Source organism: Streptomyces durbertensis (assembly GCF_014156695.1).
Taxonomy (GTDB): Bacteria; Actinomycetota; Actinomycetes; order Streptomycetales; family Streptomycetaceae; genus Streptomyces; species Streptomyces durbertensis.
In genome coordinates, this window is record NZ_WMLF01000020.1 from 1 (window position 1) to 25,563 (window position 25,563).

General features: G+C 74.1%; 26 protein-coding genes and 1 pseudogene. 17 read left to right on the top strand and 10 right to left on the bottom strand.

What is annotated here, in order from left to right; translation table 11 throughout:
* The 3 genes from cmk to der all read left to right on the top strand — a co-directional run.
* The coding region (gene cmk / locus GL263_RS02525; RefSeq protein ID WP_194377057.1) for a (d)CMP kinase at positions 1 to 699 on the top strand (699 nt) is incomplete at its 5' end.
* A gap of 80 nt (positions 700 to 779) precedes the next feature.
* Complete coding sequence (locus GL263_RS02530; RefSeq protein WP_182853904.1) at positions 780 to 1,367, top strand: lysophospholipid acyltransferase family protein; 588 nt, start codon at positions 780 to 782, stop codon at positions 1,365 to 1,367.
* A 91-nt stretch (positions 1,368 to 1,458) separates the two neighbouring features.
* Positions 1,459 to 2,934 (top strand): ribosome biogenesis GTPase Der, encoded by a 1,476-nt coding sequence (gene der, locus GL263_RS02535; protein WP_182853881.1) that lies wholly within the window; start codon positions 1,459 to 1,461, stop codon positions 2,932 to 2,934.
* Positions 2,935 to 3,043: 109 nt separating this feature from the next.
* Here the strand turns inward: der and GL263_RS02540 are convergent, their stop codons facing one another.
* A complete protein-coding gene (locus GL263_RS02540) occupies positions 3,044 to 3,316 on the bottom strand; it encodes a hypothetical protein (RefSeq protein WP_182853907.1) in 273 nt (90 codons plus the stop codon).
* A 133-nt stretch (positions 3,317 to 3,449) separates the two neighbouring features.
* Positions 3,450 to 4,226 carry a DUF8842 C-terminal domain-containing protein gene (locus GL263_RS02545; protein WP_182853882.1) on the bottom strand — a complete coding sequence of 259 codons (777 nt, stop codon included), beginning with the start codon at positions 4,224 to 4,226 and terminating at the stop codon, positions 3,450 to 3,452.
* Between the two features lie 515 nt (positions 4,227 to 4,741).
* Between GL263_RS02545 and GL263_RS02550 the strand changes: the two genes are divergently transcribed.
* The 5 genes from GL263_RS02550 (at position 4,742) to GL263_RS02570 (ending at position 8,939) form a co-directional block, all read left to right on the top strand.
* Positions 4,742 to 5,434: a LysM peptidoglycan-binding domain-containing protein gene (locus GL263_RS02550; RefSeq protein ID WP_182853883.1), complete on the top strand. Its 693-nt coding sequence runs from the start codon at positions 4,742 to 4,744 to the stop codon at positions 5,432 to 5,434.
* A 115-nt stretch (positions 5,435 to 5,549) separates the two neighbouring features.
* Positions 5,550 to 6,332 carry a transglycosylase family protein gene (locus GL263_RS29005; protein ID WP_182853884.1) on the top strand — a complete coding sequence of 261 codons (783 nt, stop codon included), beginning with the start codon at positions 5,550 to 5,552 and terminating at the stop codon, positions 6,330 to 6,332.
* A gap of 221 nt (positions 6,333 to 6,553) precedes the next feature.
* Positions 6,554 to 7,354 carry a hypothetical protein gene (locus GL263_RS02560; protein ID WP_182853885.1) on the top strand — a complete coding sequence of 267 codons (801 nt, stop codon included), beginning with the start codon at positions 6,554 to 6,556 and terminating at the stop codon, positions 7,352 to 7,354.
* A 97-nt stretch (positions 7,355 to 7,451) separates the two neighbouring features.
* Positions 7,452 to 8,423, top strand: coding sequence for a helix-turn-helix transcriptional regulator (locus GL263_RS02565; RefSeq protein ID WP_182853886.1), 972 nt, complete (start codon positions 7,452 to 7,454; stop codon positions 8,421 to 8,423).
* A gap of 300 nt (positions 8,424 to 8,723) precedes the next feature.
* Positions 8,724 to 8,939 carry an I78 family peptidase inhibitor gene (locus GL263_RS02570; RefSeq protein ID WP_182853887.1) on the top strand — a complete coding sequence of 72 codons (216 nt, stop codon included), beginning with the start codon at positions 8,724 to 8,726 and terminating at the stop codon, positions 8,937 to 8,939.
* 35 nt (positions 8,940 to 8,974) lie between these two features.
* Here the strand turns inward: GL263_RS02570 and GL263_RS02575 are convergent, their stop codons facing one another.
* Together GL263_RS02575 and GL263_RS02580 are read right to left on the bottom strand one after the other, a co-directional pair.
* Positions 8,975 to 9,937, bottom strand: coding sequence for a phosphatase PAP2 family protein (locus GL263_RS02575; RefSeq protein WP_323379220.1), 963 nt, complete (start codon positions 9,935 to 9,937; stop codon positions 8,975 to 8,977).
* A gap of 216 nt (positions 9,938 to 10,153) precedes the next feature.
* Complete coding sequence (locus tag GL263_RS02580; protein WP_438947905.1) at positions 10,154 to 11,329, bottom strand: glycosyltransferase family 39 protein; 1,176 nt, start codon at positions 11,327 to 11,329, stop codon at positions 10,154 to 10,156.
* Positions 11,330 to 11,522: 193 nt separating this feature from the next.
* On the opposite strand from GL263_RS02580, the gene GL263_RS02585 reads away from it, so the two are divergent.
* Together GL263_RS02585 and GL263_RS02590 are read left to right on the top strand one after the other, a co-directional pair.
* Entirely contained in the window at positions 11,523 to 13,178 is a 1,656-nt protein-coding gene (locus GL263_RS02585) for an MFS transporter (protein WP_182853889.1), read from the top strand.
* A 94-nt stretch (positions 13,179 to 13,272) separates the two neighbouring features.
* Positions 13,273 to 14,457: an acyl-CoA dehydrogenase family protein gene (locus GL263_RS02590; RefSeq protein ID WP_182853890.1), complete on the top strand. Its 1,185-nt coding sequence runs from the start codon at positions 13,273 to 13,275 to the stop codon at positions 14,455 to 14,457.
* 33 nt (positions 14,458 to 14,490) lie between these two features.
* On the opposite strand, the gene GL263_RS02595 is transcribed toward GL263_RS02590, so the two are convergent.
* Positions 14,491 to 14,937 (bottom strand): cell division protein SepF, encoded by a 447-nt coding sequence (locus GL263_RS02595; protein ID WP_182853891.1) that lies wholly within the window; start codon positions 14,935 to 14,937, stop codon positions 14,491 to 14,493.
* A 287-nt stretch (positions 14,938 to 15,224) separates the two neighbouring features.
* Between GL263_RS02595 and GL263_RS02600 the strand changes: the two genes are divergently transcribed.
* The 3 genes from GL263_RS02600 to GL263_RS02610 all read left to right on the top strand — a co-directional run bounded on the left by GL263_RS02600 (position 15,225) and on the right by GL263_RS02610 (position 18,372).
* On the top strand, positions 15,225 to 16,424 hold the full coding sequence (locus GL263_RS02600; protein ID WP_182853892.1) for a DUF5685 family protein: 1,200 nt from the start codon (positions 15,225 to 15,227) through the stop codon (positions 16,422 to 16,424).
* Positions 16,425 to 16,525: 101 nt separating this feature from the next.
* Positions 16,526 to 17,317, top strand: coding sequence for a DUF1684 domain-containing protein (locus tag GL263_RS02605; RefSeq protein WP_182853893.1), 792 nt, complete (start codon positions 16,526 to 16,528; stop codon positions 17,315 to 17,317).
* A gap of 140 nt (positions 17,318 to 17,457) precedes the next feature.
* Complete coding sequence (locus GL263_RS02610) at positions 17,458 to 18,372, top strand: slipin family protein (protein WP_182853894.1); 915 nt, start codon at positions 17,458 to 17,460, stop codon at positions 18,370 to 18,372.
* A gap of 94 nt (positions 18,373 to 18,466) precedes the next feature.
* Here GL263_RS02610 and GL263_RS02615 read toward each other — a convergent pair whose 3' ends face one another.
* Positions 18,467 to 19,504: an aspartate-semialdehyde dehydrogenase gene (locus tag GL263_RS02615; protein WP_182853895.1), complete on the bottom strand. Its 1,038-nt coding sequence runs from the start codon at positions 19,502 to 19,504 to the stop codon at positions 18,467 to 18,469.
* A gap of 226 nt (positions 19,505 to 19,730) precedes the next feature.
* The gene (locus GL263_RS02620; protein WP_182853896.1) at positions 19,731 to 20,834 is read right to left on the bottom strand and encodes a lytic polysaccharide monooxygenase auxiliary activity family 9 protein; all 1,104 of its coding nucleotides are present in this window, start codon (positions 20,832 to 20,834) and stop codon (positions 19,731 to 19,733) included.
* Positions 20,835 to 21,189: 355 nt separating this feature from the next.
* Between GL263_RS02620 and GL263_RS02625 the strand changes: the two are divergent.
* Positions 21,190 to 21,696, top strand: a pseudogene (locus GL263_RS02625) (NUDIX hydrolase); the annotation flags it as partial.
* A 48-nt stretch (positions 21,697 to 21,744) separates the two neighbouring features.
* Here the strand turns inward: GL263_RS02625 and GL263_RS02630 are convergent.
* Both GL263_RS02630 and GL263_RS02635 read right to left on the bottom strand, forming a co-directional pair.
* Positions 21,745 to 22,512: a dioxygenase family protein gene (locus GL263_RS02630; RefSeq protein WP_182853906.1), complete on the bottom strand. Its 768-nt coding sequence runs from the start codon at positions 22,510 to 22,512 to the stop codon at positions 21,745 to 21,747.
* Positions 22,513 to 22,570: 58 nt separating this feature from the next.
* Positions 22,571 to 23,122 carry a DoxX family protein gene (locus GL263_RS02635; RefSeq protein WP_182853898.1) on the bottom strand — a complete coding sequence of 184 codons (552 nt, stop codon included), beginning with the start codon at positions 23,120 to 23,122 and terminating at the stop codon, positions 22,571 to 22,573.
* Between the two features lie 109 nt (positions 23,123 to 23,231).
* Here GL263_RS02635 and GL263_RS02640 point away from each other — a divergent pair, with 109 nt between their 5' ends.
* The 3 genes from GL263_RS02640 to ddaH all read left to right on the top strand — a co-directional run bounded on the left by GL263_RS02640 (position 23,232) and on the right by ddaH (position 25,107).
* Positions 23,232 to 23,684, top strand: coding sequence for a MarR family winged helix-turn-helix transcriptional regulator (locus GL263_RS02640; protein ID WP_182853899.1), 453 nt, complete (start codon positions 23,232 to 23,234; stop codon positions 23,682 to 23,684).
* A 173-nt stretch (positions 23,685 to 23,857) separates the two neighbouring features.
* Positions 23,858 to 24,277: a GntR family transcriptional regulator gene (locus tag GL263_RS02645; protein ID WP_182853900.1), complete on the top strand. Its 420-nt coding sequence runs from the start codon at positions 23,858 to 23,860 to the stop codon at positions 24,275 to 24,277.
* Entirely contained in the window at positions 24,274 to 25,107 is an 834-nt protein-coding gene (ddaH, locus tag GL263_RS02650) for a dimethylargininase (RefSeq protein ID WP_182853901.1), read from the top strand. The genes GL263_RS02645 and ddaH overlap by 4 nt, the downstream gene beginning before the upstream one ends.
* Here the strand turns inward: ddaH and ybiA are convergent.
* Positions 25,031 to 25,563, bottom strand: a 533-nt coding sequence (ybiA, locus tag GL263_RS02655) for a riboflavin biosynthesis intermediates N-glycosidase (RefSeq protein ID WP_182853902.1), incomplete at its 5' end; no start/stop codon positions are given. The two genes, ddaH and ybiA, sit on opposite strands and share 77 nt — an antisense overlap.

Consider the following 25,563-nt stretch of genomic DNA (forward strand, 5'->3'; position numbering starts at 1 on the left):
GTACTCCCCGGTGCCCCGGCCCCCGTCGTGGTGGCCATCGACGGCCCCTCGGGCACGGGGAAGTCCAGCACCTCGAAGGCGGTGGCCGCGAAGCTCGGGCTGAGCTACCTGGACACCGGCGCCCAGTACCGGGCGATCACCTGGTGGATGCTGACCCACGGCGTGGACGTGGACGACGCGGCGGCCGTCGCCGAGGCGGCCGGGCGCCCGGTCATCGAGTCCGGCACCGACCCGTCGGCCCCCACGATCACCGCGGACGGCGAGGACGCCTCCGGGCCGATCCGCACCCCCGAGGTCACCGCGGCGGTCAGCGCGGTCAGCGCGGTGCCCGAGGTCCGCGCCAGGATCACCGCCCTCCAGCGGCACATCGCGGAGACCGCCGAGGGCGGCATCGTCGTGGAGGGCCGGGACATCGGCACCACCGTGCTGCCCGGCGCCGACCTGAAGGTCTTCCTCACCGCCTCGCCGGAGGCCCGCGCGGCGCGGCGCGGCGGCGAGCTGAAGGCGCAGACCGGCCAGGCGGACCTCGCGGCCACCCGGCAGGCCCTGCTCAAGCGGGACCAGGCCGACTCCAACCGCAAGACCTCCCCGCTGGCGAAGGCCGACGACGCGGTCGAGGTCGACACCACCGAGCTGACGCTCGAGCAGGTCATCGAGTGCGTGGTCACGCTGATCGAAGAGAAGCAGCGGGTCGCGTGAGCCCGACCGACAAGGCGCGTCCGGCCGGGGCGCCGGGCGAGCGCGGCGCGACGGTGGGGCGGCGCATCGGCATCGGGCTGATGTACTCGCTGTGGCGCCCGCGGGTGCTGGGCGCCTGGCGGGTGCCGGCCACCGGCCCGGTGATCCTCGCGGTCAACCACACCCACGCGCTCGACGGCCCGATGCTGATGGGCACCGCGCCGCGGCCGGTGCACTTCCTGATCAAGAAGGAGGCCTTCGTCGGGCCACTGGACCCGTTCCTGCGGGGCATCGGCCAGCTGAAGGTGGACCGGGACGTGGCCGACCGGGCCGCGATCACCCGCGCGCTGGACGTGCTGGCCGGCGGAGGTGTGCTGGGCATCTTCCCCGAGGGCACCAGGGGAGAGGGCGACTTCGCCGCGCTGCGCGCGGGCCTCGCCTACTTCGCGGTGCGCTCGGGCGCGCCGGTGGTGCCGGTCGCGGTGCTCGGCAGCAACGAGCGCCGCAGCCGGCTGATATCGGCCGTTCCGCCGCTGCGCGGACGGGTCGACGTCGTGTTCGGCGAACCGTTCGACGCGGGGGACGGCAGCGGCCGCCGCACCCGCCGCGCGCTGGACGAGGCGACGACCCGCATCCAGCGCCGGCTCACCGACCACCTGGCCGGGGCGAGAAAGCTCACCGGCCGCTGAAGACCATCGCCGGTGGTGGCGGCCCGCCCGCCGCCGACCGGCCTCCGGGAACCTCCCGGACCGTACACGAGGACATGAGGGACAGGACTCCATGAACGACCAGATCCACTCCGGCGACGGGCACGGTGAGCTCGGCGACGCCGAGTACGCGGAGTTCATGGAGCTCGCCGCGCAGGAGGGCTTCGACGTCGAGGACATCGAGGGCGCGCTGGACGAGGCCGGGCACGGCCCGCTTCCGGTGCTCGCCGTCGTGGGCCGGCCGAACGTCGGCAAGTCGACGCTTGTCAACCGCATCCTGGGCCGCCGGGAGGCGGTCGTCGAGGACCGGCCGGGCGTCACCCGGGACCGGGTGACCTACGAGGCCGAGTGGGCGGGCCGCCGCTTCAAGGTCGTCGACACGGGCGGCTGGGAGCAGGACGTGCTCGGCATCGACGCCTCGGTGGCCGCGCAGGCCGAGTTCGCGATCGAGGCCGCCGACGCCGTTGTGTTTGTCGTCGACGCCTCGGTGGGCGCGACCGACACCGACGAGGCCGTGGTGAAGCTGCTGCGCCGGGCCGGCAAGCCCGTCGTGCTCTGCGCCAACAAGGTGGACGGCCCCTCGGGCGAGGCGGACGCCGCCATGCTGTGGTCGCTGGGTCTCGGTGAGCCGCACCCGGTCTCCGCGCTGCACGGCCGGGGCACCGGCGACATGCTGGACGAGGTGCTGAAGGTACTGCCCGACGCGCCGGCGCAGACGTTCGGCGCGGGCGTCGGCGGCCCCCGGCGCATCGCGCTGATCGGGCGTCCCAACGTCGGCAAGTCCTCGCTGCTGAACAAGATCGCGGGGGAGGAGCGGGTCGTCGTCAACGAGATCGCCGGCACCACCCGCGACCCCGTCGACGAGCGCATCGAACTCGGCGGCCAGACCTGGACGTTCGTCGACACGGCCGGCATCCGCCGCCGGGTGCACCTCACCGAGGGCGCCGACTACTACGCGTCGCTGCGCACGGCGGCCGCGTTGGAGAAGGCCGAGGTCGCGGTGGTCCTCATCGACGTCAGCGAGCCGATCAGCGTGCAGGACACCCGGATCATCACGATGGCCGTCGAGGCCGGCCGGGCGCTGGTGCTCGCCTACAACAAGTGGGACACCCTCGACGAGGAGCGGCGCTTCTACCTGGAGCGGGAGATCGAGCGGGACCTGGTGCAGACCCAGTGGGCGCCCCGGGTGAACATCTCCGCCCGGACCGGCCGCCACATGGAGAAGCTGGTGCCGGCGATCGAGACCGCCCTCGCGGGCTGGGAGACCCGGGTGCCCACCGGGCGGCTGAACGCCTTCCTCGGCGAGCTGGTCGCCTCTCACCCGCACCCCGTGCGCGGCGGCAAGCAGCCGCGCATCCTCTTCGGCACCCAGGCCGGCACCCGCCCGCCGCGGTTTGTCCTCTTCGCCTCGGGCTTCCTGGAGGCCGGCTACCGCCGCTTCATCGAGCGGCGGCTGCGGGAGGAGTTCGGCTTCGAGGGCACCCCGATCCAGATCTCGGTGCGGGTCAGGGAGAAGCGCGGGAAGGGCGGCAAGAGCGGCCGCAGGTGACGTACCGCCGGCGTGCGGTCGGGGCCCGGGCAGGAAGCCGTGTCGGCGACCTGCCCGGGCCCCTTCTTCCGTGGGCGCCCGTTCTGCCGTGAGCGCCCGCGACGGGCCGTCAGCCGCGGTGGTCCAGGCCCTCGGAGCGGGCCGGCGGCAGCGCGGCGCGGACCCGCCGCTCCTCCTGCCAGCGGGTGTGGAAGCCGCTCGACGCGGCGCCCGGCGACGGGTAGAGCGTGCCGAACCCCTCGAAGCGCAGCGGCTCCTCCCCGGACCTGTCGAACGGCAGCGTGCGGAACAGCCGGCGGTACTCGGCGTAGAGGGCGTCGTAGATCGGCGTGGCCGAGCGTTCCGGCAGTTCGTGGCGGCCTACCTCGTGGGCGGGCCGCATCTGCGGGATGTGCCCGTAGGTCGAGTGCGAGTGGCGGGCTCGGGAAGGTTCGTATGGCTGCACACCGGGACAACGACCGCACGGCCCCGCTGGATGCGGGGCCGTGCGGGGGAACGTCCGTGAACCGACCGGATCAGGTGCCGGCGAGCGGCATCGCGGCGGCGACCAGGTAGCCGTTGGCCGCGGCCTTCTCCAGGGCCTGACGCATCAGGTCCTCACGCGGCTGCTCACCGAGGCCGCCGGAGGGCACGGCGAAGACCAGCACGGTGCTGGTGCGGTTGGCGGTGGCGCGCCACTCCTCGGTCACCGGCAGCGGCTGGTGCGCCTGCCACCAGGAGTCGGACGGGTTTCCCTCGGGGCCCGGCTGCAGCACGGCGTGCAGCTGCCCGGCGGCCATGAGCACGGACCAGCCGGGGATGGCGGCGGGCATCGTCTCCAGGTCGCTGACGGCGGTGAAGCCGTGCTCCATGAGCAGCGGCAGGAACTCGTCGGTGGTGCCCTCCGAACCCGGGCGCGCGATGGCGCCGTTGGGCTCGACGACGATGGCGGCGCGCAGCTGCTCGTCGATCAGCACCTGGCCGCAGGTGACCTTCAGCACGGCCTGCTCGCCGTCGGCGCCGGGGGCACCGCCGGAGTCACCGGTGATGGTGCGCACGGCGCCCTGGATCTGCTCCTCGGTGACCCGCACGATCTGCGAGGGCACGCAGTTGGCGTGCGCGAAGGCGAGCACGGCGGTCTCTTCGCCGACGAAGAGCACCGTGCTGGTGCGCTCCCGGCCGGTGTCGCCCGGCGTGCGGCACGAGGTGCAGTCGTAGCTGCTCGGCGCCGTCTCGCCGGCGAGGAGTTTCGCGACCTCTTCTTCGCCGATCTCGGCGCGTACGTCGTCGCTGACGTCAAGCATGGGAGACACAGGAGAACTCCTGGCGGTCGGTTCTGGTTCGTATGCACAACGGGTGACATGTGGTGATGGTCACGCGGTGGCACGAACCAGGTGCGATTGCCGGGCGCGCAGCGTGACGTGCGCGCCGGAAGACGTCACTCAGCGTCAACTCGGGCAGAGCGCGCCGCCGTTGGTCGGGTGAAACAGCTCACAAGTAGGCTGAGGAGGTATCCACCAAATCGGGAAATCTCAGGCGAACTGATGCCCTGATGGTGTCGCGTTACCTGCGGTAACGCTCAACTGACCTGTGACGGAGGGTTGTTGGTTGTCGGCTCGCCCGGCGGCTGCCTAGATTCGGCGACCGTGTGCACCGAGCACCGCCCGGCACGGTCCGTCCGGATCGACGCGCCGTCACGGCGACCGCCCCTCGGGGAGTCCCGTGACCGCGTCCGCTCCGTCGGACGGGGCGCGCCCGGCCGCCCCGCCCCATGGCGCGGAGGGCCGAACGCGCCCTTGGGGGAACCGGGTTCGTGGAGAGGGATGGAATGTCCACACGTCGTGAGAAGGCCGCACGTGCGACCGCGGTCTGCGCCGCGGTGATCGCGCCGCTCGCCCTGATCACCGTCGCCACCGCCCCCGCCCAGGCCGCCGACGGCGGCGTCTGGGACCGCCTCGCCCAGTGCGAGAGCGGGGGGAACTGGCAGATCAACACCGGCAACGGCTACTACGGCGGACTCCAGTTCGCCCCGAGCACCTGGCGCGCCTACGGCGGAGCGGCCTACGCGCCGACCGCCGACAAGGCCAGCCGCGCCCAGCAGATCGCCGTCGCCACCAAGGTCCAGGCCGCCCAGGGCTGGGGTGCCTGGCCGAGCTGCTCCGCACGGCTCGGGCTGCACGGCACCCCACCGGCCGCGCCCGCGCCCTCCGCCGAGCGCTCCTCCGCCGCCAGGCAGCCCGCCGCGAACCCGTCCGCCGAGCGCCAGTCCACCGCGCGGCCGTCCGCCCCGCGATCCGGCGGAGCGCAGGCCGGCTCCGGCGCCCGGAGCGCACCACGCGCCGGCGACGACGGCCGGCGCGCCACCCGCGGAGGCGCCGTCCACACCGTGCGCGAGGGCGACACTCTCAGCGCCATCGCCCGCGCCGCCGGCCGCGACTGGCGGGACCTGCACGCCGCCAACCGGGCCGTCATCGGAGACGACCCGAACCTGATCCTGCCCGGCCAGCGGCTCCGAGTCTGATCCGCGCCGCCTGCCGCAGGCCCCCGCCCCACCCGGTCCGCCGACCGGGTGGGGCCCGTCTGTCGTCGGGCGCGGGCTGCCCGGCGGGTGGCGCCGACCCGCCTAGCGTGACCGGATGCGCTTCCCGCAGAACCGACGCCGACGGCCCAGCGCCCTGCTGTGCGCGCTGCTCGCCGTGCCGCTGCTCACCGTTCTCGGACCCGCGGCGGGCCACGCCGGCGCGAGCGCGGCCGTCGGGCGGCAGGCCGTCGAGGGCTCCCCGAGCCCCTGCCGCCCGACGGCCTCCCCGTGGGACTGCCTGGCCCGCTGCGAGAGCAGCGGCGACTGGTCCGCGAACACCGGCAACGGCTTCTACGGCGGCCTCCAGTTCTGGCAGCCCACCTGGGAGGAGCACGGTGGCCAGGAGTTCGCCGAGCGGGCGGACCTGGCCACCAGGGAGCAGCAGATCGAGGTGGCCGAACGGGTGCTGGCCAACCAGGGCTGGGGCGCGTGGCCGGTGTGCTCGGTGCGCTGCGAGCTGACCACCCGGGAGGACAGCCGCCGCCGCGTCCACCTGGTCCGCCCGGGTGACACCCTCAGCGGGATCGCCGCCCGCCATCGGGTGGCGGGCGGCTGGCGCGAACTCCACCGCCTCAACCGGGAGGTCGTCGGCGACGACCCCGGCCGGCTGTGCCCGGGGATGATGCTGGTGCTCCCCGACCGCACGGCCCAGCAGGCCCGCCGGGCGGCCCTGTCGACGCATGCGGTCCCGCCGGTCCGGCCGGTGCCGCCCGGGCGTCGGGCAGCGCCGGCGTGGGGTCCCGCCTCGCCGGACGACCACACCGGCTTCACCGGGTCCGCACATTTCTTCGCCGAACTTCCGCTCGGAGCCAACCAGGGGCGCCTCCCGCGCGTCTAAGGGAGTGAAGAGCGCAGGGGTGGACGCGCCCCTGCGTGGGAACACGGACCCGAGGCCGCATGCAGCACTCCTTCCGACCGCCCGGTGACAGCCGTGCGGACAGCTCACCCGCGCGGGCGGTGGTGCCCGCGTCGGCGAGTGCGCCCGCCGGTGGCTCGCCGACGCACCGTGCCGCCGCCTCGGCCGCTCCGGGGCCGGGCCGTCGGCGCCAGGCGGCCGGGGTGACGCCCCAAGCGGACTGCACGGCCGACACCGCCGGCGGTCTGACCTTCGACGTCGCGCTGCCGGAAGCCGCCGAGCGCTGGGACGCCGCCCTGCTGCTGCACGAGGACGACCCCGTCGAGGACGCCGTGCGGCTCCCGCTGGTGCCCTCCGGTCCCCGGCTGATGCGTGCCGTGCTGCCCAGCACGGTGCCGCTGGGGGAGGGGCGCTGGAAGGTGAGTCTGGCGGTGGGCGAGGAGCCGCCGAGGCGGGTGGCGCCCGGGCGCAACGATCTGCGGTCGCTGGTCGCCAGGGTGCCCAGGACGGGCCGGACGTGGCTCGGCGTGCGCATCCCCTACCGGACCCGCCAGGGCAATCTCGCGCTGCGCGCATGGCAGCGCTGGCCGCACGCGGAGGCGCACGAACTGCGCGTGGCGGACAACTCGTTGACCGTGCGCGGGCGGCTCTACGGCGCCACGGCCCGCCCGGAGGCCGCGCTGCTCGCCCGGACGTGTGCCGGCGGCGGCTCCGCCGCGCCCGTGGCCGAGGTGCCGCTGGTGTCCGTCGACGGGGAGGAGTTCACCGCCGTCCTCCCGCTGCGGTCGCTGCCGGTGCCCGAGGGCGACGCCGACGGCGGCTGGCTGCTGTGGCTGAGGCCCGCCGAGGGCGAGGAGCCGGTGCGGATCGCCCGCATACTCGACGACATCCCCGACAAGCGGCGGGTGATCCGCTACCCCGCGGTGCCGCTGGGTGACGCCGGGGGAGCGCTGCGGCCCTGCTACACGTCGGACAACGACCTCGCCGTCCGGCTGGAACGCTGACAGCCGCCGACCGTCCCCCTGACATCGGCGCGTGCGCGTCTGCCGCCGGCCTTCCTGCGGACAGTAACTGTCCGCAGGGGCTGGCAGACTCGGCGGCATGTTGGAGACCTCGGCGCGGCTGCTGCGCCTGCTGTCCCTGCTCCAGGCCCACCGCGAATGGTCGGGCGCCGATCTCGCCGACCGGCTGGGGGTGAGCGAGCGCACCGTCCGGCGCGACGTCGACCGGCTGCGCACGCTGGGCTACCCGGTGCACTCCGCGACCGGTACGGCCGGCGGCTACCAGTTGGGCGCCGGCGCCCAACTGCCGCCGCTGCTGCTGGACGACGAGGAGGCCGTCGCGGTCGCCGTGGGCCTGCAGAACGCGGTCGGCGCGGGCGTGGAGGGCGTCGAGGAGTCCTCGGTACGCGCGTTGACCAAGCTCGAACAGGTGCTGCCGCACCGGCTTCGCCGCCGGGTGAGCGCCCTGACCGCCTACACCGTGCGGATGCCGGCCCGGTCGGCGGGCCCGGCGGTGGCCGCGGAGACGCTGACCGACCTGGCGCACGCCTGCCGCGACCACCAGGAACTGCGCATCCGCTACCGGGCGCACAACGGGGACGACAGCCGCCGGGCGGTGGAGCCGCACCGACTGGTGAACAGCCACCGCCGCTGGTACCTGGTGGCGTACGACCGCGGCCGGGAGGACTGGCGCACGTTCCGCGTCGACCGGCTCACCCTCACCCCGCCGCACGGCACGCGCTTCACCCCCCGCCAGCCGCCGGCCGACGACCTGGCCGCCTATGTGCGCGAGGGCGTCACCAGCGCCGCGTACCCGGCACGCGGCACCGTACTGCTGCACGTGCCGTTGGAGCAGGCCGCCGAGCGGCTGTCCGACTGGGGAGGCTCGCTCGAACCCGTGGACGAGCACAGCTGCCTGCTGGAGGTGGCGTCCTACTCCTTCGACGCGGTGGTGTTCCACGTGCTCCATCTGGGAGTGGACTTCACCGTGCGCGAACCGCCGGAACTCCTCGCGCGCGTGGAGGCGTTGCGGGACCTGCTCGGCCGCGCGCTGCCGCAGCCCCCGAACTGACCCCCGGTCAGCTGTCCGGAGGGTGAGGACGCCCGTCGTCACGGCTGCCGGCGAAGGTGTGGAAGAACGATTTCCGTGCTATTCCGCGACGCCGGCGAACAGTTCCGGGCCGACTCGTCGCCGTGCATTCCGAGCGCCCCCGCACAGGTGTTTGCGGTACTCGCCGCGGACGCTTCCGGGGCGCTCCGCGCATTCCGAATCGCGGGCCCGGGACCTCGGCGGGGCTGTGACAGAAGCGTGACGACGGCAGAACCGATCAGACACTTCCCCGTGCTGGCACCAGGTCGTACGGTGGCGGTCATGGCTGACCGACCCACCACACCGAGCACCCCGACCGACGACCCCGAGAGCTACGTCGGACTGTCCGACCGGGCGGCCGAGGAGACCGCCCGACGCCGCGGCTGGACGACGGTGCGGTCCCTCGAACCCGGCGCGATGATCACCATGGAGTACCTGGAGGGGCGGCTCAACTTCACCGTCGACAACGGCGTGGTGGTCCGCTGCTGGAAGGGCTGACCCGGCCGACCCGGCGCGGATCCCCGCAAGGGCTGTCAGGGGCGGCGCTCCAGCGGGGCGCCGCGCCCCGGACGCTCCGCGCCCGGCCGTCGGACGACGTGCGGCGCGGGGCGCTCGTGGTGCGGGTGCCGGGCGGGCGCGGCGCGCCCCCGGACCCCCGCCCGGCCCGGCCCGCCGGTGCCGCTGGGCAGCCGCTCGCCGCCGCCCGGACCGGCCAGCGTCGGACCGGCCCCGACCGGAGGCAGGCCGGCCGCGCCGGCCCGCAGCCCGCGCCGCAGGCGGCCCCAGTAGACCTCTATGTGCTCCTGCACCCGGGCGAGCAGCGGCTCGCACCACGGCAGGGCCAGCAGGATCAGCAGGCCGGCGGCCCAGCCGAGCAGCACGTCGCTCACCCAGTGCGTACCGAGGTAGACCGTCGTGGTGCCCACGCCGAGCGCGAAGAAGGCGGCGACGACGGAGAGCCAGCGGCGGGCGAGCTTGCTGGTGGCGAGGTAGGCGAGCACGCCCCAGGTCACGACCGCGTTGGCGGTGTGACCCGAGGGGAATATGTCCCCCGTCAGCCACATCTCGTTGCTGCCCATGATGTTCGCGTAGTGCGGTCCCTCCCGGCCCATGCCGAGCTTCGCCGCGCCCACGGTGACGTTGAGCAACAGCAGCGACGCGCCCAGCACCAGCAGCGGCCGCAGCGTCCGCTGCCGCCAGGAGCGCCAGCCGAGCCAGGCGGCCACCATCACCGCCGTCGGACCCCGTTGGCCCAGGACCACGAAGTAGTCCAGGAAGGCGTGCAGCTCCGGCCACTGCTTGTACGGCCGGAACAGCATCGCCTGCCAGTCCAGCCGCACGAGGAACGAGGTGTTCAGCACGGCGGCCACGATCGCCACGTAGAGCCCGATCGTCGCCAGGAACAGCGACGTGCGTGTGCGGGTCATCGCCGGAGGCGGGGTGGTCGGCCGCGCAGGCTCCTGTTCCAGGCGGGCGAAGATTCGGTCGGTACGCACCCAATCGACATTACAGGCGGTGACCGACGACTATGGTCGGGCCCTGGGGTTCGTAATCCCCATGTGATGTGCAATCCGTCGTCTCCGCGCCCGTCGGGCCTGCGTATTTACAGGAGAACGGGTCGATTCGATTTTGCTTCCAAGGATTATCGGTCTCGGTCGCGGGACCATTTCCCGACGTTTGACGTGTAGTCCATCGGAGCTTCACCCGCGCCCTCACGGGGGCCCGGAACCGAGCAGCCACACCGCCCCGTAGCCGGCCGCGACGACGGTCAGTCCGGCCGTCACGGCCACCGCCGTACGGGTGCGGGCGCCCGCCAGCGCCACCGCCGGCGGCAGCAGCAGCGGGAACGCCGGCAGCAGCAGCCGGGGCTTCGAACCGAAGTAGCCCTTGGCGCACAGCGCCAGCAGCACCACCGTGCCCGCGTAGACCAGCAGCGGCAGCGGCTGCCCGGCACGTACGCACAGCACCAGGCCGCCGACCACCAGCGCCACCCCGAGCAGCAGCGCCAGCCCGGCCAGCGGCCCTGGCCACGGCCCGGTCAGGTACCCGCCGACGAAGCGGGCGAACGCCAGACCGCCGTCGAAGCCGTTCCCCCACTCGGCCTGCACGTCCAGATAGCCCGTCCAGCTTCCCCGCCGCACCGCGACCCACACCACGTACCCCAGCCAGCCGAGAGGGGCGAGGGCCAGGCCCGCCACCACCCGGGGTGACAGCCGCCTGGCCCGGTACAGCCGGGCGGCCGCGGTGATCCACAGCGCGGCCACCACGGCCGCGCCCACCGGCCGGGTCAGTCCGGCCAGCGCGGCCAGCGAGCCGGCCCACACCCACCGCTCGGTGAGCAGCGCGTACAGCGACCAGGCGGCCAGCGCGGTGAACAGCGACTCGCTGTAGGCCATGGACTGGACGATCCCCACCGGCATCGCCGCCCACAGCGCCGCGAGCAGCACCCCCGCGCGCCGCCCGTGCAGGTGCTCGCCGATCGCGAAGAGTCCCCAGGCCGCCGCCAGCGAGGCCAGCGCGGAGACCAGCACACCGGCGGCCGCCGCGTCCATCGGCCCGACGGCCGACAGCAGTCGTTCAAGCCACGGAAGAAGCGGGAAGAAGGCCAGGTCGGGGTGGGTGGTGCCGTCAGCGAGCCGGGTGGTGTGGCCGTAGCCGTCGGCGGCGATACGGGCGTACCACAGCGAGTCCCAGCGGGCGGAGAGCAGTTGGTAGGCGTCCCGGTCGGCGGCGGCCGACCAGACGAAGAGGGTGAGGAGCACCACGGCGCGCACTCCCGCGTACGCCAGGAGCGCGGGCGCCGCCCGGCGCAGCGCACTGGAGTACAAAGGGGCGGCCTGCCCCGCGGAGATTTCCCCCACCCGTGGCAACACGGTCGTTTTGGTCACGGCCCGATTATCGGGCAGCCGTGCGAGGGCCCTGACCGGCCGGTAGCGCGGCCGGCGTGACCTGCGGCACTCGACCCCGGCGTTTCCTCGCGTACCCTGTCCGAGCACCCGCCGTTTTCCGCCGATCCGATCGGCCGCCGCCCGGCGGCCGGAGAACCACGAGGTCCCGCGGGTGGCGCAAGGAGGTGCGTACATGCCACGGGTGCCCGTTCAGCAGACCCACGTGAGGGCGGACGGCACCGCAGCGAGTACGCAGACCGGCTTGCGAGAAGCCGCGGGCCGGGCGCCGGCCAGCCGTTGGACCGTGCTGGTCGTGCTGTGCGCGAGCCTGCTGCTGGTGGCGGTGGACGCCACCGTCCTGCATGTCGCCGTACCGGCCGTCTCCGCGGACCTGCGCCCCGGCCCCGTCGAACTCCTGTGGATCGTCGACGCCTACCCACTGGTCTGCGCCTCCCTGCTGATCCTCTTCGGCACGCTCGGCGACCGGATAGGCCGCCGACGGGTGCTGCTGCTGGGCTACGCCGTCTTCGGACTGGCCTCCGCGCTGGCCGTGCTCGCCACCGGGCCGCTTGTCCTGATCATCGCCCGGGCGCTGCTCGGCGTCGGCGGTGCGATGATCATGCCCGCCACGTTGTCGATCCTCCGCCAGGTCTTCCCCGACCGCCGGGAGCGGGCGCTGGCCATCGGCGTGTGGAGCGCGGTGGCCGCCGTCGGCGCGGCGCTCGGCCCCCTGGTCGGCGGCGCGCTGCTGCAGCACTTCTGGTGGGGCTCGGTCTTCCTCATCAACATCCCGCTGATGCTGCTGAGCATCCCCGTCGGCCGCATGCTGCTGCCCGAGTCGACCGGCGACCGCCAGGGCCCCTGGGACGCGGTCGGCGCGCTGCTCGCCGCGACCGGCCTGTTCGCCCTGATCCTGGGCGTCAAGCGGGCCGGCGGCGGGCACCTCCTGGACCCCGGCACCCTGCTCGTCGCGGCCCTCGGCGCCGCTCTGCTCGCGCTCTTCTGCTACCGGCAGCGACGGCTCCCGCACCCGCTCATCGACTTCTCCGCCTTCGCCCGCCCCGCCTTCGGCACGGCGGTGGGCTGCATCGTGCTGACGGTGCTCGCCCTCGTCGGGCTCGCGCTGCTCGCCGCCCAGTACCTCCAGCTGGTGCTCGGCCTCTCACCGCTGGAGACGGGCCTGCGGCTGCTGCCGCTGTCGGTGGCGGCCATCGCCGCCGGACTGCTCGGGCCCCGGCTGCTCCAGGTGCTCGGCCCGCGCACCATGGTCACCCTCGGCTTCCTCGCCACCGCGCTGGCGGTGGTACTCCTCACCGGTGTCGGCGAGAGCGACCGGCCCGCGCTGCTCGTCGGCGGCTTTGTGCTGCTCGGCTTCGGGCTGGAGACGACGCTCTTCGGCTGCTACGAGTCGATGCTCTCCGACGCCCCGCCGCAGCAGGCCGGCGGCGCCGCCGCCGTCGGCGAGACCGCCTACCAGCTCGGCGCCGGCCTCGGCATCGCGGTGCTCGGCAGCGTGATGAACGCCGCCTACGCCTCCTCGTTCGCCGACCGGCCCGTACCGGCCGCCGCCGGCGACGCCGGACGCGGCTCACTGGGCGAGGCGTACGCCGCCGCCGGCGAGCTGGGCGGCCGGGCCGGCGAGCTGCTGCGGGAGAGCGCGCAACTGGCGTTTGTGCACGGGATGCGCGTCACCCTTGTCGTCAGCGCGCTGCTGCTGCTGTGCGGCGCGGCAGCGGCGCTGCGGCTGCCCCGGTCCGCGAAGGCGGTCCAGCGGCTGCCCGAGCAGCCGGGCAAAGCCGTGGTGCAGGGCAGCGGGCAGCTCTTGCCCAGCCGCGCTACCCAGTCGTAGGTTCGTGCCCGCCGCATCACCGCGGCGCACCGCCCGACGTCCCGCACGACGGGCCCGGTGATCCCTCCTCTCCCGTCCGCCGGAGGTCGCGTCCATGTCCAGCACCCCGCCGCCGTTCGACCCGATCGATCCGCTCGGTCTCGACGACCTGTTGGAGCCGGAGGACCTGGCGGTGCGCGACGCGGTCCGGGCCTGGGCGCGCGACCGGGTGCTTCCCCACATCGCCGAGTGGTACGAGCGCGGCGAGCTGCCGGTCATCCGCGAACTGGCCAAGGAACTGGGGGCGCTGGGCGCGCTCGGCATGCCGCTGGAGGGCTACGGCTGCGCCGGCGCCTCGGCGGTCCAGTACGGGCTGGCCTGCCTGGAGCTGGAAGCGGCCGACTCCGGCATCCGCTCCCTGGTCTCCGTACAGGGCTCGCTGGCCATGTACGCCATCCACCGCTTCGGCACCGAGGAGCAGAAGCAGCGTTGGCTGCCGTCGATGGCCGCCGGCGAACTGATCGGCTGCTTCGGCCTGACCGAGCCCGACGTCGGCTCCGACCCGGCCGCGATGCGCACCCACGCCCGGCGGGACGGCGACGACTGGGTGCTCAACGGCCGCAAGATGTGGATCACCAACGGCTCGGTCGCCGGCGTCGCCGTCGTCTGGGCGCGCACCGAGGACGGCGTGGCCGGCTTTGCCGTGCCCACCGACAGCCCCGGCTTCTCGGCACCGGAGATCCGGCACAAGTGGTCCCTGCGCGCCTCGGTGACCAGCGAACTTGTCATGGACGAGGTACGCCTGCCCGCGGACGCGCTGCTGCCGGGCGCGCGCGGCCTGCGCGCCCCGCTGAGCTGCCTCAACCACGCCAGGTACGGCATCGTGTGGGGCGCGATGGGCGCCGCCCGGGCCAGCTTCGAGGCGGCGCTGGAGTACGCGCGCACCCGCGAGCAGTTCGGCCGCCCCATCGGCGGCTTCCAACTCACCCAGGGCAAGCTCGCCGACATGGCCCTCGAACTCCACAAGGGACTGCTGCTCGCCCACCACCTCGGCCGGCGGATGGACGCCGGCCTACTCCGCCCCGAGCAGGTCAGCTTCGGCAAGCTGAACAACGTGCGGGAGGCGATCGAGATCTGCCGCACCGCGCGGACCGTGCTCGGCGCCAACGGCATCTCGCTGGAGTACCCGGTGATGCGGCACGCCACGAACCTGGAGTCCGTGCTCACCTACGAGGGCACGGTGGAGATGCACCAGCTTGTCCTCGGCAAGGCGCTGACCGGCCTGGACGCCTTCCGCTGAGGGGAGCCACCCCGCTCGCGGGCGCCGGGCCGGTCAGCTCTGGTTGAAGAACCCGTCCTCGCCGACGCGTCGCTCCTGGCCGCTGACGACCTGGTAGTCGGCCGGGGTGAGCAGGAAGACGCGGTTGGCGACGCGCTCGATCGAGCCGCGCAGCCCGAAGGTCAGACCGGCGGCGAAGTCGATGACACGCTTGGCGTCGCCGGGCTCCATCGCCGTGAGGTTGACGATCACCGGGACGCCGTCACGGAACAGTTCGCCGATGCCGCGCGCGTCCCGGAAGCCGTTGGGCGTCACGGTCGCGATCCGGGTGCCCTGGTCCTGGGCGGTCTCGGCGGTCGCCCGGATACGTGGATCGGTCGTCCACGTGTCGCGGGCGGCGTCGCCGGGCTCCGGCCCCTCGGCGTAGTCGTCGTCGTAGTAGCGCATCTCGCTGTCGTCGACGAGGCCAAGCCAGGCACTCGCCTTGCGCACCGATCCCATGACGCCTCCTCTCGCATGCGGTCTGTGCTGTCCGCTCCATCATCGTCCTTCATGAGACGGATGATGCGCCAAGCGGATATGCGTCTCGGTGGGTATTCGTGACAGTTCTGGTGCACACCGAAGCCGCCGGGAGCAGGGCTCTTGCGGTATACGGATGCTGACGGAGCAAAAGATCACCGGCTCCCGCCGCAAGGGTGAGGGCCGGGCCGAACGGGTGAGTGTTGTGGCTAGCATGAGCTGTTTGCCGGGGCGGGGCAAGAGCCTCGTGTGACGGGGGGCACAGTCAGATGTTCGGGATACTCAGACCTTGCAGGCACACTCTCGGCGCGGATATGGGCGGGAGTTGGCTGGCTCATCTGTGCGGACTGTGTCTGGCACTGCGGGCCGACCACGGGCAGTTCGCCAGGGTCGCCACGAACTACGACGGACTGGTCGTATCGGTTCTGACGGAGGCTCAGGTTCTCGACGCGGAAGGGGGGCGGCGCCGCGCGGGCCCTTGCCCGCTGCGGGGGATGCGGACCGCCACCGTCGCCAGGGGCGAGGGGGCGAGGCTCGCCGCCACCGTCTCCCTCGTGCTGGCCTCCGCCAAGCTGCGGGACCACGTCGCCGACGGCGACGGTCTCCTCGCCCGCCGTCCGGTGGCGGCGGCCGCCACCCGGGTCGCCGAGGGCTGGGACCGGGGCGGCTCGCGGTCCGGCGCCCAACTCGGCTTCGACACCGCGCCGCTGCTCGCGGCGATCGGCCGGCAGCAGGAGATCGAACGGGCCGCCGGCCCCGGCACCCCGCTGCTGCTGATCACCGAACCGACCGAGACCGCCACCGCCGCCGCCTTCGCGCACACCGCGCGGCTTGCCGGCCGCCCGGCGAACGCCGCGCCGCTGGCCGAGGCCGGCCGGCTCTTCGGCCGGCTGGCCCACCTGCTCGACGCCGTCGAGGACCGGGCCGCCGACGCCGCCGCCGGGGCCTGGAACCCGCTCACCGCCACCGGCACCGACCTCGCGGAGGCCCGCAGGCTGTGCGACGACGCCGTGCGCGGAGTGCGGCTGGCGCTGCGGGAGGTTGAGTTCGGCGACGCGACGCTGGCGCACCTGCTGCTCGTGCACGAGCTGCGCCGGGCCGTGGACCGGGCCTTCCGCGCCACGGCGGCGTGCGGGCACGCCGCGCAGGACGCCCACAACCCGCCGTATCCGCCGTCCCCGTACATCACGCGACCGCCGGACGGGTACCCGCCGCCCGAACCGCCTCGCCGCCGAGGGCTGCTGGCCGGCTGCCTCCTGTGGTCCGGGCTGTGCTGCACGGGACAGTTGTGCTGCCGCCAGGAGTACGAGGACCCGTGGACCGGGGAGCCGCGCGAGGGCCTGTGCTACCGGCACGGGGACTGCTGCTGCGACTGTTGTGACTGCTGTGACTGCTGCAAGGACTGCGGTTGCTGCAAGGACGGCGGCTGCTGCGACGGCTGCGGGTGCGACTGCGGCTGCAACTGCTGAGCGGGCGGCGGGCACGGGGCACGGCGGGCCGGCGACGTGCCGCCCGTCCGCGCTGCGTCGGCTCAGCGGCACAGGGGCCCCGGTATGGCACCTTGATTCCCATGACTACTGATGCAGCGTCAGCACGGCAGTGGCAGGAGTGGCACCAGCAGCGGCTGGACGCGGTCCGCGCGCCCTACGGGCCGCTCTCGGTCACCGGCACGTACTGGATCGCCGAGGCCGACGCCGACGGGGTCCTGGAAGGAGTGCCGGGGCAGTGGCGGCAGACCGCCGACGCGGTGGTCCTGCGCGCCGACATCATGGACGGTCTGATGCTGGACGGCGAACCGCTGGTCGGCGAGGTCGAGCTGTCCCCGGGCCCGCAGAGCACCGTGCGGGTGCAGCACGGCGAGCGGCGGCTGGAGCTGCTGCGCCGGGAGGACGGGTGGGCGGTGCGGGTCCACGACCCGGGCGCGCCGGCCAGGCGGGTCTTCACCGGTATCCGGACCACTCCCTACGACCCGCACTGGTCGCTGGCCGGGCACTTCCGGGCCTATCCGGCGCGGCGCGAGGTGCGGGTGGAGAACGCCGACGGCCGCGAGCGGACACTGGAGCTCGGCGGCGAGGTGGTGTTCACCGCGCCCGACGCCCGGGAGCACAGCCTGGCGGTCTCGGTGGTGGGCAGCGGCGCGCTGTGGGCGGTGTTCGCGGACGGCACCAGCGGGGAGAGCAGCTACCGCTTCCGTTTCCTGCGCACCGGCGCGCCCGGCCCGGACGGTTCGGTGCGGGTGGACTTCAACCGGGCGACCCTTCCGCCGAGCGCGTTCGTGGACGGCTTCCTCTGCCCGTTCCCGCCGCCGGGCAACACCCTGGACACGCCCGTGCCGGTCGGGGAGCGGGACGTCGTGCACTGAGTGCCCGTGCGCCGAGCGCTCGTGCGCTGAGGGGCCGCGTACGGCCGCCGGGGCGTTCTCGACCGTTGCCCTGGCACGGAGATACCGTGGATACAAGGGCATATCCCCACATGCCGGACTCCTGATCCCTGGAGGCCGTGATGGTCGTCGAGCTGGTGGCCGCGGGCCTGGCCGGCGGTGCCGTCTACCTGATGGCGGCGGCGCGGGTGATCAAACAGTACGAGCGCGGCCTGGTGTTCCGACTCGGCCGGCTTCAGCAGCGGGCGCGCACACCCGGGCTGACGCTGATCGTGCCGGTGGTGGACCGGCTGCGCAAGGTGAACATGCAGATCGTGACGCTGCCCGTCCCCGGGCAGGAGGGCATCACCAGGGACAACGTCACCGTCCGGGTGGACGCCGTGGTGTACTTCCGCGTCGTGGACCCGGCGGACGCGATCGTGCGGGTCGAGGACTACCGCTTCGCGGTCTCCCAGATGGCCCAGACCTCGCTGCGGTCGATCATCGGCAAGAGCGAGCTGGACGACCTGCTCTCGAACCGCGAGAAGCTGAACCAGGGCCTGGCCGTCATGATCGACAGTCCGGCCGTCGAGTGGGGCGTCAACGTGGACCGGGTGGAGATCAAGGACGTCTCGCTGCCCGAGACCATGAAGCGTTCCATGGCGCGCCAGGCGGAGGCCGACCGGGAGCGGCGCGCCCGGGTGATCAACGCCGACGCCGAGCTCCAGGCGTCCCGCAAGCTCGCCCAGGCGGCCACGGAGATGGCGGACACGCCTTCGGCGTTGCAGCTGCGGCTGCTGCAGACCGTGATGGCCGTCGCCGCGGAGAAGAACTCCACGCTGGTGCTCCCGATCCCGGTGGAACTGCTGCGGTTCCTGGAGCGCGGCCCCGAGGCCGCCTCCGCGGGACGGCACCACCCGCGCGCGGCGGACGTTCCCTCGGTCGAGGCGCCGGCGGACGCGCCGCCCGGCGAGGCGACGGCAGGCGAGGTCCCGTCGGTCGACCCGGTGGACGACGTGCCGTCGGTCCAGGCGGGGGAGCGGGCCGAGCTGCCCTGACGACGGGCGCGCCGGAACACGACCCGGCCCCCGGAACGGGCGGTGTTCCGGGGGCCGGGGCTTGGTGGGCCGGGGCTTGGCAGGCCGGGAGGGGTCAGCGCGCGGCGCGCAGTTCGTCGGCCACCAGCTCCGCGATCTGCACGGCGTTCAGCGCCGCGCCCTTGCGCAGGTTGTCGTTGGAGACAAAGAGCGCCAGGCCGTGCTCGACGGTCTCGTCCCGGCGGATCCGGCCGACGAAGCTCTGGTCCCGGCCGGCCGCCTGCTGCGGGGTGGGGATCTCCGACAGCTCGACGCCCGGCGCGGCGGCCAGCAGCTCCTGGGCGCGCTCGGGGCTGATCGGGCGCTGAAAGCGCGCGTTGATCTGGAGGGAGTGGCCGCTGAAGACGGGGACCCGCACGCAGGTGCCGGACACCTTCAGCTCGGGGATGTCGAGGATCTTGCGGCTCTCGTTGCGGAGCTTCTGCTCCTCGTCGGTCTCCGCCAGGCCGTCGTCCACGAGGGAGCCGGCGAGGGGGAGCACGTTGAACGCGATGGGCCGGCGGTAGGTCTCGGGCGCCGGGAAGTCGACGGCGTCACCGTCGAAGGTGAGGCGGGTCGCGTCGGACTCGACCGCCTTGCGGACCTGGCCGTCCAGTTCGGCCACGCCCGCGAGCCCGCTGCCGGACACCGCCTGGTAGGTGGCGACGACCAGCGCGGCCAGCCCGGCCTCCTCGTGCAGCGGGCGCAGCACGGGCATGGCGGCCATGGTGGTGCAGTTCGGGTTGGCGATGATGCCCTTGGGGCGGTCGGCGGCCGCCCGCGGGTTCACCTCGGAGACGACCAGCGGGACCTGCGGGTCGAGCCGCCACGCGGAGGAGTTGTCGATGACCACGGCGCCGTCACCGGCCACCTTCTCGGCCAGCGCGCGCGAGGTGGCGCCGCCCGCCGAGAAGAGCACGATGTCCAGGCCGGAGTAGTCGGCCGTGGCCGCGTCCTCGACGACGACCTCGCCGTCCTTCCAGGGCAGCGTCCGCCCGGCCGAACGAGCCGAGGCGAACAGCCGCAGCTCCTCCACCGGGAAGTCCCGCTCGGCCAGGATGTCGCGCATAACGGCGCCGACCTGCCCGGTGGCTCCGACGATGCCGATCCTCATGGGGCTCCTTCAGTAGTGCGTGTGTCCCGCTCAGCACCTACCCTGCCCTGCCGCAACCCGCTACGGCCAGTTCTTTGAGATGCGTCACACGCCGCCGGGGGAGGCGGCGGCGGTCCGGGTGTCCGGACGGTGGCCTGAGCCGACCGGACACCCGCACCCGGAGCCGGGGCCGTCGTCCCCCTGGGGGAGAGGACGACGACCCCGGCGGCCCTGGGGGCCGGCCGCGTCAGGCGCGGCGGCGGGCCGTCCTGCGGCGGCGCGTGGTGGCGACGGTCAGCGCGGCACCGGCGATCAGCACCGCCGCGCCGCCGGCGGCGATCGCCGTGGTGCTGTCGTCACCGCCGGTGGCGGCGAGGTCCGGGGTGTCCTTGCCGCCCATCGGCTCGGTGTCGCGCTTCGGCGCCGGGGTGTCGTCGCCTTCGGAGTCGCCGTGGCTCTGGTGGCCCTTGTGATCGGACTGGTCCGCGTGGTCGTCGGGGGTGTCGCCGCCGTGGCCGTCGTGCGAGACGGTCGACTTCTCGCGGCCGGACTCGATCTGCTCGTCGGTCGGCGCGGCCGGTGCGCTCGCCGAGGGCTGGGGCGCGGGCTGCTGCTCAGCTCCGCCGTCCTCGCCTCCGCTGCCCGTCTCGCCTCCGCCCTCGCCGTCTGCGCCCGTGTCGCCGCCCGGGCGGGTGCCGGGTGCCGCGGCCTGTCCGTCGCCGCCGAAGACGACGTCCGAGCAGGTGTAGAACGCCTCCGGGCTGTCCGAGCGCTGCCAGATGCTGTAGACGAGGTGCCGCCCGGCCCGCTGCGGGACGGTGCCCTCGAAGACGTAGTCGCCGTTCTGCAGCGTCGGGTCCTTGACCTCGGCGAACGGCTTGGCGTCCAGGTCCGCCCAGGTCAGCGGCTTGGTCGGGTCGTAGCCCTCCTTGGTCATGTACAGGGCTATCGAGCCGGCGTGCGGGGCGGTCGCCTTGTAGCGGAAGGTGCGCTCGCCGGCGGTGAGCGGGCTCGCCGGCCAGTCGGCGCGCGGCAGGTCGAGGCCCTTGTACTTGTCGCGGCCGGCCGAGCAGAGCTTCCCGTCGGGGATGATCTCGCGGTGGCGTCCGGCGGCGTCGCCGATGTTGACCTCGTTCCAGTCGTAGAACGCCTGGGTGCCGCTGGCGGCGACCGCGGCCTTGCACGCGGCCGTCTTCGGGCTCTCCGGGCCCTCCGCGTAGCAGGCGGCGACCCGGCTGACGGGGTCGGTCATCGAACCGTGGGCCGCTGCCGGCGTGGCGGTCAGACCGGTGAGGGCCAGCGGTGCGACACCCAGCGTGATCGCTGCGGCTACCGTGCGGCGAGCGGTCATGGGGGGACTCCTTCGAACGAACGTGAGCGACGCGCCGCCCTGGGGGCGCGTCGAGGGGGTACGTCGGCTGGGTCCGTCACCCGCCGCCAGCCGTCGGGCGGGTCGGGACGAGTGGCACGCTAGCCCGGCGGGAAGCCCTTTTCCGCCGGTCGGGGGCGTTCGCGGCGATCTTTATGGCGCGCTTAAGGGAGGTCTGAAGGGCCGTTAAGAGCGGGTCTCGGGAGCGCCGCGGCCGGGTGCCGCCGGGGAGCGCCGGGGGCGGCCGCGCGGCTGCGTGCACGTCGGGAGGGCGGCGTCGCTGGCATGATCGCCCGTCATGGAGCACAACACGGGCGGCAACACGGGCGGTACCGCACGCCACACCGAGGTGATCGACGTCCACCTCCTGCTGCGGCGGGGCGACACGCTGCTGCTGTCGCGTCGGCGGAACACCGGCTACGCGGACGGCCTGCTCCACGCGCCCTCGGGGCACGTGGAGGACGGCGAGGACGTGCGGCAGGCGGTGATCCGGGAGGCGGCGGAGGAGATCGGCCTGGTGCTGCGGCCGGCGGACCTGAGGGTGGCACTGGTGATGCAGCACAGGGGCCCGGCCGGAGCCCCGCGCGTGGGGTGGTTCTTCGAGGCCTGGCTGGACGCCGACCGCGAGCCGGTCAACGCGGAGCCGGACAAGTGCTCGGAACTCGCCTGGTACCCGTTGGGCGCGCTGCCCGACGGTCCGGGGCAGATGGTCGCCTACTGCAGGGCGGGCATCGAGGCGTACCTGGCCGGTGAGCGCTTTGTGCTGCACTGGCACGAGCCGGACGACCCGGTGGACCACGATCCCTCGCGGCCCGACCGGGTGGTGCCCCTGCCCGCGACCTGAGCCCCGTCCGCCACCTCCTCGCGGCGGACGGGTGCTCGGGCGCCCGGCTCAGCCGAACTGGACGGAGCGCTTGGCGAGTCCGGCCCAGAAGCCGTCGATGACCGAGCGGGCGGCGGCCAGGTCCGACTCCCCGGCGCCGAGCGAGACGAACAGCGGGGCGAAGTGCTCGGTGCGCGGGTGGGCCACCCGCCCGGCGGGCGCCCGGTGCCGGAAGTCCAGCAGCGCGTCCACGTCGGCGGCGCCCAGGGCCTCGCGTCCCCAGTCGTCGAACTCCCGGGACCAGCCGGGCGCCTCGTCGGGTCCGGTGCCCCAGCGCAGCCCGGCGAGGTTGTGGGTGAAGAAGCCGCTGCCGACGATCAGCACCCCCTCCTCGCGCAGCGGCGCCAGCCGGCGCCCGAGCGCCAGCAGCTCCACCGGGTCCAGAGTGGGCAGGGACAGCTGGAGCACGGGCACGTCGGCCGCCGGGTACATCTCGGCGAGCGGGACGTAGGCGCCGTGGTCCAGGCCCCGCGCCGGGTCCTGGTGGACCGGGCGCCCCGGAGTGTCGAGCAGCGCCCGGACGCGGTCGGCGAGCCAGGGCGCGCCCGGTGCCGGGTAGCGCACCCGGTAGTAGCGCTCGGCGAACCCGCCGAAGTCGTAGACCAGCGGCACGGTCTCCGTCGCGCCGAGCGCGGCCGGCGCCGACTCCCAGTGCGCCGAGACCATGAGCACGACCCGGGGCCGGGGCAGCGCCGCCGACCAGGCGGCGAGCTGGCCCGGCCACAGCGGGTCGTCGGCCAGCGGCGGCGCCCCGTGGCTGAGATAGAGCACCGGCATCCGCGCCGGCGCCCGCTGCGGCGTCCGCCCTGCCGGGGCGGGGGTGTTCACGTCGGCCTCAGCCGCGGATCAGCAGGATCACGCCGGCCACGACCGCGCCGAGCACCACCGCGCCGAAGCCGTGCCGCAGCCGGTGCTCGCGCAGGACGGGGAGAGCGCGGTCCAGCGCCAGCCGGCCGGGTCCGGTCAGGGTCAGTCCGGCGGCGAGGGCGACGAGCACCAGCTCGTACTCCACACCCTCCGGGCCGAAGAAGCCGCCGCCCCACTTGACCGCGAGCGCGTTGAGCATCGTGCCGAACACGGCCGCGCCGGCCAGCGGGGTGAGCACGCCCAGTGCGAGGGCGAGGCCGCCGAAGGTCTCGGTGAAGGCGGCGACAAACGCCATCGTGCCGGCCGCCGGGTAGCCGACCGAGTCGAAGAAGGCCTCCGTGCCGGCGAGGCCGCCGCCGTCGAACCAGCCGAAGAGCTTCTGCGCGCCGTGTGCGGCCATCACCAGTCCGAGTGCCAGCCGAAGGACGAGCAGTCCGACGTCGTAGGCGTGAGGGGAGGACTGCCCGGGCGTGCGGTCCTGGCCGGTGGACAGCGAGGGGCGGAAGTCGGTGCTGGTCATGGAGGGTCTCCCGAGGTGAGTGGGGGCACGGTCGGCTGATGTTCAAATTCGAACCCGACCCACCGTAGTTCATCCTTCAAATTTGAACAACACCGGTAGGATGGGTCGCATGACACAGACGCGATGGCTCGACGAGCGGGAGAAGGCCGCCTGGCGCGGCTTCCTGGAGGCGAGTCACCGGGTGGAGCGCCGGCTCGAACAGCAGTTGAAGGAGCAGTCCGGGCTCTCCCACCCGCAGTACGAGGTGCTGGTCCTGCTCGCCGACGCGCCCCGCCGGGAACTGCGCATGACGGAGCTGGCGCACGCCCTGATCACCTCCAAGAGCGGTCTCACCTACCAGATCGGCCAGCTGGAGAAGCGCGGCTACGTGCGCCGCCGCTCCTGCCCCACCGACGTGCGCGGCATCTTCGCCCAGCTCACCGACGAGGGGTACGAGGCGCTTCGGCAGGCCGCCCCCGGCCATGTGGCGGCGGTGCGCGAGGCCCTGATCGACGTGCTGGAGCCGGACGAACTCGCCGTGGTCGCCGAGGCGCTGGGCCGGGTCGGCCACCGGCTGCGCTGAGCCGCGCGGCCGCCCGCCGCCCGGGCGGCTCGCCGCGCGCCACCGTGCCGCGAGGGCCTATCGTGCGGGTGAACCGGCCGGTCCTCCCGACCTGCCGCGTCCGCCGTCGTTCGTCCGACTGTCCCGTTCGACCGGCCCGACCCGTCCGACCCGACCGCCCGCAGGAGTGCCCCTTGTCCCTGAGGATCGTCATCGACCCGGCCGCGCCCACCGCGCCCTACGAGCAGTTGCGCGAGCAGATCTCGGCGCAGGCCAGGTCCGGCGCGCTGCCGACCGGCTACCGGCTGCCCACGGTGCGCGGCCTCGCCCAGGAGCTGGGCTTGGCCGCCAACACGGTGGCCAAGGCGTACCGGGTGCTGGAGGGCGACGGGGTCGTGGAGACCCGGGGGCGCGGCGGTACGTTTGTCGCCGCCGCGGGTTCCGCCGCCGACCGCGAGGCGGCGTCGGCCGCGCAGGAGTACGCCCGGCGCGTCCACCGCCTCGGGCTGGACCGCGCGACCGCGCTCGACGCGGCCGCGGACGCCGTACGCGCCGTCTACGGCGACCAGGACGACACCCACCGCGCCCGCGGCGCGGCCGGAGGAGAGAAGTGAACAACACCCGCCCCCCGGGCACCGGCCGGCTCGCGCTGGTGCGGCGCCCCGCGCCCGGACTCGCCGACGGTCTGGTCACCCACATCACCCGCACCCCCGTCGACACCGCGGCGGCGCTGCGACAGTGGGAGGAGTACGTCGCGGCCCTGCGGGAGCACGGCTGGCGGACGGTGGAGGTGGAACCCGCCGACGACTGCCCGGACTCCGTCTTCGTCGAGGACACCGTGGTCGTGTACCGCAGCGCCGCGCTGATCACCCGGCCCGGCGCGGACAGCCGCCTGCCGGAGACCGCCGGCACCGAGCGGGCCGTCACCGCACTCGGCTGCCTGGTCGGCCGCGTCACCGCCCCGGGCACCCTCGACGGCGGCGACGTGCTGAAGATCGGCGACACGATCTACGTCGGCTGCGGGGGCCGCACCAACGCCGAGGGCGTCCGGCAGCTGCGGGCCGCCTTCGAACCGCTGGGCGCCCGGGTGGTCGCCGTACCGGTCAGCAGCGTGCTGCACCTGAAGTCGGCGGTCACCGCGCTGCCGGACGGCACGGTCATCGGCCACCCTCCGCTGGTGGACACACCGGAGCTGTTCCCCCGCTTCCTCGCGGTGCCCGAGGAGGCCGGGTCGCACGTCGTGCTGCTCGGCGACGACCGGCTGCTGATCTCCTCGGCCGCGCCGCGCAGCGCCGCACTGCTCGCCTCGCTGGGCTACCGGCCGGTGCCGGTGGACATCGGCGAGTTCGAGAAGCTGGAGGGCTGCGTCACCTGTCTGTCGGTGCGGCTGCGGGACCTGCGTCCCGGGCCGGCTGCCCCGCCCGGCGGCCGGACGGCCGGCTGACCTGCTCGGCGGCCAGCCGGGAGCGGGCCACCATCAGCGCCTCGCCGAGCAGGTTGAGCCCGAGCCAGCGTGCCGGGTCCGCCGCCCGCTCGTCGTCCGCCGCCAGCCCGATGCCCCAGACGCGGTCCAGCGGGCTGGCCTCCACCAGCACCCGGCAGCCGGTCGCCAGCAGGAAGGCGCGCAGCTCCGGGTGCTGCCCGAACTTGTGCACACTGCCCTCGACGACCACCTCGAAGCGGTGCTCTGCCCAGCGCTCCTCGGTGAAGCCGCGCACCCGCCGGCCGGCGGCCTTGGCCGCCCCCGGTGAGGCGGCGGCCAGGACGGCGGCCAGCGCCTCCCGGTCGTCGAACAGTTCGGCCTTGCGGGCCATCATCCAGTGCTCGGCGGTGGCGTAGCGCACGCCGTCGACGGTGAACGGGCTGGGCCACCACTGACTGAGGCAGCCCGGCCCCACAC

What these genes read in the sequence shown, in the direction of transcription:
- GL263_RS02570 (WP_182853887.1), top strand. Translation starts at nt 8,724, where the DNA reads ATGGCTGACCGACCCACCACACCGAGCACCCCGACCGACGACCCCGAG.
- GL263_RS02595 (WP_182853891.1), bottom strand. Translation starts at nt 14,937, where the DNA reads ATGGGATCGGTGCGCAAGGCGAGTGCCTGGCTTGGCCTCGTCGACGAC.
- GL263_RS29005 (WP_182853884.1), top strand. Translation starts at nt 5,550, where the DNA reads ATGCGCTTCCCGCAGAACCGACGCCGACGGCCCAGCGCCCTGCTGTGC.
- GL263_RS02530 (WP_182853904.1), top strand. Translation starts at nt 780, where the DNA reads ATGTACTCGCTGTGGCGCCCGCGGGTGCTGGGCGCCTGGCGGGTGCCG.
- GL263_RS02605 (WP_182853893.1), top strand. Translation starts at nt 16,526, where the DNA reads ATGACTACTGATGCAGCGTCAGCACGGCAGTGGCAGGAGTGGCACCAG.
- GL263_RS02635 (WP_182853898.1), bottom strand. Translation starts at nt 23,122, where the DNA reads ATGACCAGCACCGACTTCCGCCCCTCGCTGTCCACCGGCCAGGACCGC.
- GL263_RS02590 (WP_182853890.1), top strand. Translation starts at nt 13,273, where the DNA reads ATGTCCAGCACCCCGCCGCCGTTCGACCCGATCGATCCGCTCGGTCTC.
- GL263_RS02620 (WP_182853896.1), bottom strand. Translation starts at nt 20,834, where the DNA reads ATGACCGCTCGCCGCACGGTAGCCGCAGCGATCACGCTGGGTGTCGCA.
- GL263_RS02615 (WP_182853895.1), bottom strand. Translation starts at nt 19,504, where the DNA reads ATGAGGATCGGCATCGTCGGAGCCACCGGGCAGGTCGGCGCCGTTATG.
- GL263_RS02585 (WP_182853889.1), top strand. Translation starts at nt 11,523, where the DNA reads ATGCCACGGGTGCCCGTTCAGCAGACCCACGTGAGGGCGGACGGCACC.
- GL263_RS02600 (WP_182853892.1), top strand. Translation starts at nt 15,225, where the DNA reads ATGTTCGGGATACTCAGACCTTGCAGGCACACTCTCGGCGCGGATATG.
- GL263_RS02630 (WP_182853906.1), bottom strand. Translation starts at nt 22,512, where the DNA reads ATGCCGGTGCTCTATCTCAGCCACGGGGCGCCGCCGCTGGCCGACGAC.
- GL263_RS02610 (WP_182853894.1), top strand. Translation starts at nt 17,458, where the DNA reads ATGGTCGTCGAGCTGGTGGCCGCGGGCCTGGCCGGCGGTGCCGTCTAC.
- GL263_RS02540 (WP_182853907.1), bottom strand. Translation starts at nt 3,316, where the DNA reads ATGCGGCCCGCCCACGAGGTAGGCCGCCACGAACTGCCGGAACGCTCG.
- GL263_RS02565 (WP_182853886.1), top strand. Translation starts at nt 7,452, where the DNA reads ATGTTGGAGACCTCGGCGCGGCTGCTGCGCCTGCTGTCCCTGCTCCAG.
- GL263_RS02550 (WP_182853883.1), top strand. Translation starts at nt 4,742, where the DNA reads ATGTCCACACGTCGTGAGAAGGCCGCACGTGCGACCGCGGTCTGCGCC.
- GL263_RS02640 (WP_182853899.1), top strand. Translation starts at nt 23,232, where the DNA reads ATGACACAGACGCGATGGCTCGACGAGCGGGAGAAGGCCGCCTGGCGC.
- der (WP_182853881.1), top strand. Translation starts at nt 1,459, where the DNA reads ATGAACGACCAGATCCACTCCGGCGACGGGCACGGTGAGCTCGGCGAC.